The organism is Actinosynnema sp., assembly GCF_052038725.1.
Genome location: NZ_JBQGCX010001441.1, coordinates 1 through 2,589 on the forward strand (window position 1 = coordinate 1; position 2,589 = coordinate 2,589).

A 2,589-nucleotide genomic window follows, 5' to 3' on the forward strand; every position below is an offset into this window, starting at 1 on the left:
CCCGCCCCCCAGCCACCCGCCCCGCAGGCCCGGCCTGCCGCGCAGGCCGCACCGCAGCAGGCCCGGTTCCAGCGCCCCTCCCAGGCGCCGCCGCAACCGCCCGCCGCCGCCGAACCCGCCGCTGCCGCCGCCCCGGCGTCCGGCGCCGTCGACGCGGTCGAGATCCGCAGGCGCTGGCCCGAGCTGCTCGGCGTGGTCAAGGGGGCCAGCCGCAGCACCGAGGCCATGCTGACCAACGCCACCGTCGCCGAGGTCGACGGCACGTCGGTCACCCTCGCCCACACCTCCGGCCCGCTGGCCCGCAGGCTCGCCGAGCCGCGCAACGCCGAGGTGATCGCCAAGGCCTTCGGCCAGGTCCTCGGCGGCAGCTGGCAGGTCCGCTGCGTCCAGGGCGACGCGGCCACCGCGCAGCGCCCCCAGCAGCAGGCCCGCCAGGCCAGGCCCGCGCCCGCGCGGCCCAGCCAGGCCGAGAGCGCGCCCGCGCCCGGCCACGGCAGGCAGATGCTGGAGAAGGCCATGCAGGCGCAGGCCAACCGGTCGACCGGCCGCTCGGGCGACGACATCCCGCTGCCGCCCGAGCCGGACGAGCCCGACGACCCCCTCCCACCGGAGCCGGTGGACGAGGAGGAGATGTTCGCCGAGGCGGCCAGGCCGGGTGAGCCGGGGGAGGAGCGCCTCGACCCCGAGGCGGTCGTGCTGAAGCTGCTCGCCGACGAGCTCGGCGCGCGCCCCTTGAAGAGCTGATCCCCGACTACGCTGGACGCCAGGCGCAACCGACGAGAGGAACCGCGGTGCAACCCGGTCAGCCCAACATGCAGCAGATCCTCCAGCAGGCGCAGATGATGCAGCAGCAGCTCGCCACCGCGCAGCAGGAGCTCACCGAGGCCGAGGTCACCGGCACCGCGGGCGGGGGCCTGGTCCGGGCCGTCGTCACCGGTGGCGGCGAGCTCAAGAGCCTCGCGATCGACCCCAGGGCGGTCGACCCCGAGGACGTGGAGACCCTGTCCGACCTGGTCGTCGCCGCCGTGCGCGACGCCAACCGCGCGGCGCAGGAGCTGGCCGCGCAGAAGATGGGCCCCCTGGCCAGCGGCATGGGCGGGCTGGACGGCCTCGGCGGCCTCGGCAAGCTGTTCGGCTGATGTACGAGGGGCCGGTCCAGGACCTGATCGACGAGCTCGGCCGACTGCCGGGCGTGGGTCCCAAGAGCGCTCAGCGCATCGCCTTCCACCTGCTGGCCGCGGAGCCCGCGGACATCGGCAGGCTGCAGGACGCCCTCCAGAAGGTGAAGGAGGGCGTGGTCTTCTGCGAGGTGTGCGGCAACGTCTCGGCCGAGACGACCTGCCGCATCTGCCGCGACCCGAGGCGCGACCTCACGCTCATCTGCGTGGTGGAGGAGCCGAAGGACGTCCTCGCGGTCGAGCGGACCCGCGAGTTCAAGGGCCGCTACCACGTGCTGGGCGGCGCGCTCGACCCGCTGTCCGGGATCGGGCCGGACCAGCTGCGGATCAGGCAACTGCTCACCAGGATCGGGACCGACGTCAGCGAGATCATCATCGCGACGGACCCGAACACCGAGGGCGAGGCGACCGCCACCTACCTGGTGCGGATGCTGCGCGACTTCCCCGGTCTGTCCGTGACGCGGCTGGCCTCCGGCCTGCCGATGGGCGGTGACCTGGAGTTCGCGGACGAGCTGACGCTGGGGCGCGCCCTGTCCGGGCGCCGGAGCCTCTGAGCGCGGTCGCCCGGTGCTCCTGATCGCCGTCGACGGGCCGTCGGGCTCGGGCAAGACCACCTACGCCCGCTCGCTCGGCGGCGTGGTGGTGCCGACGGACCACTTCGCCACCTGGGACGACCCGGTGGCGTGGTGGCCGAGGTTGGTGGAGGGCGTGCTCGAACCGCTCTGGCGCGACGAGCCCGCCCGCTACCAGCGCGTCGAGTGGGTCGGCGGCGAGCCGAAGCCGGGGGAGTGGATCACCTTCGAGCCGCCGGAGGTCCTGGTGCTGGAGGGCGTGTCCTCCGCGCGCAGGGCGATCGCGGACCGGTTGGACCTCGCGGTGTGGGTGGAGGTGCCGTCGGAGTCCGAGCGCCTGGAGCGCGCGGTCGCTCGGGACGGCGAGGACTGCCGGATCCACCTCCGCCGGTGGCAGGACTTCGAGCGCGGGTGGTTCGCGGTGGACGGGACGAAGGCCCGCGCGGACCGGGTGATCCTCCGCTAGCTGCGGTTTTAGGTCTCCCGACCCCCCGATTTTACTTCTGCGGGGCGCTTGTGTAATGTTCTCCATGTCAGCACGGAACGGGCCGGGAAAACCGGAACGGAGTGCGGCGAGGGTCACGAACCAAGCTCCCAGATCGTGTGGTAGAGTGGGTGACCTGCGAAACGGAAGACCCAGCCCGGCCTCTTCTCGAGGTGCTGCGGCCATGGGCGTCAGTTTCACCACAAACGTTAGAGAAGCACTAGCCTCGGATCGGGCCGCGCTGCGGAACGTGATGATGTGCGCGTGTTCTTTGAGAACTCAACAGCGTGCCGAATAGCCAGTAAATTATGATCCTCGTCAAGAGGATTCCTTTGAGATTGTTACTGGACAGCTG

Annotated in this window: 3 protein-coding genes and 1 pseudogene; all 4 read left to right on the forward strand. The window is 72.2% G+C overall.

The genetic code is table 11. The annotated features are described in order from the left end of the window. Positions 1-744: pseudogene (locus ACTUAL_RS30455) on the forward strand (DNA polymerase III subunit gamma/tau); the annotation flags it as partial. Between the two features lie 47 nt (positions 745-791). After that, positions 792-1,139 (forward strand): YbaB/EbfC family nucleoid-associated protein, encoded by a 348-nt coding sequence (locus tag ACTUAL_RS30460; protein ID WP_012782836.1) that lies wholly within the window; start codon positions 792-794, stop codon positions 1,137-1,139. Further along, positions 1,139-1,732 (forward strand): recombination mediator RecR, encoded by a 594-nt coding sequence (recR, locus tag ACTUAL_RS30465; RefSeq protein WP_012782837.1) that lies wholly within the window; start codon positions 1,139-1,141, stop codon positions 1,730-1,732. Before ACTUAL_RS30460 ends, recR begins: the two co-directional genes overlap by 1 nt. Before the next feature lie 13 nt (positions 1,733-1,745). Then, positions 1,746-2,216: a uridine kinase family protein gene (locus ACTUAL_RS30470; protein ID WP_096491070.1), complete on the forward strand. Its 471-nt coding sequence runs from the start codon at positions 1,746-1,748 to the stop codon at positions 2,214-2,216. Positions 2,217-2,589 lie beyond the last annotated feature (373 nt).

Coding starts and splice junctions, on each gene's coding strand:
- recR (WP_012782837.1), top strand. CDS start 1,139: ATGTACGAGGGGCCGGTCCAGGACCTGATCGACGAGCTCGGCCGACTG.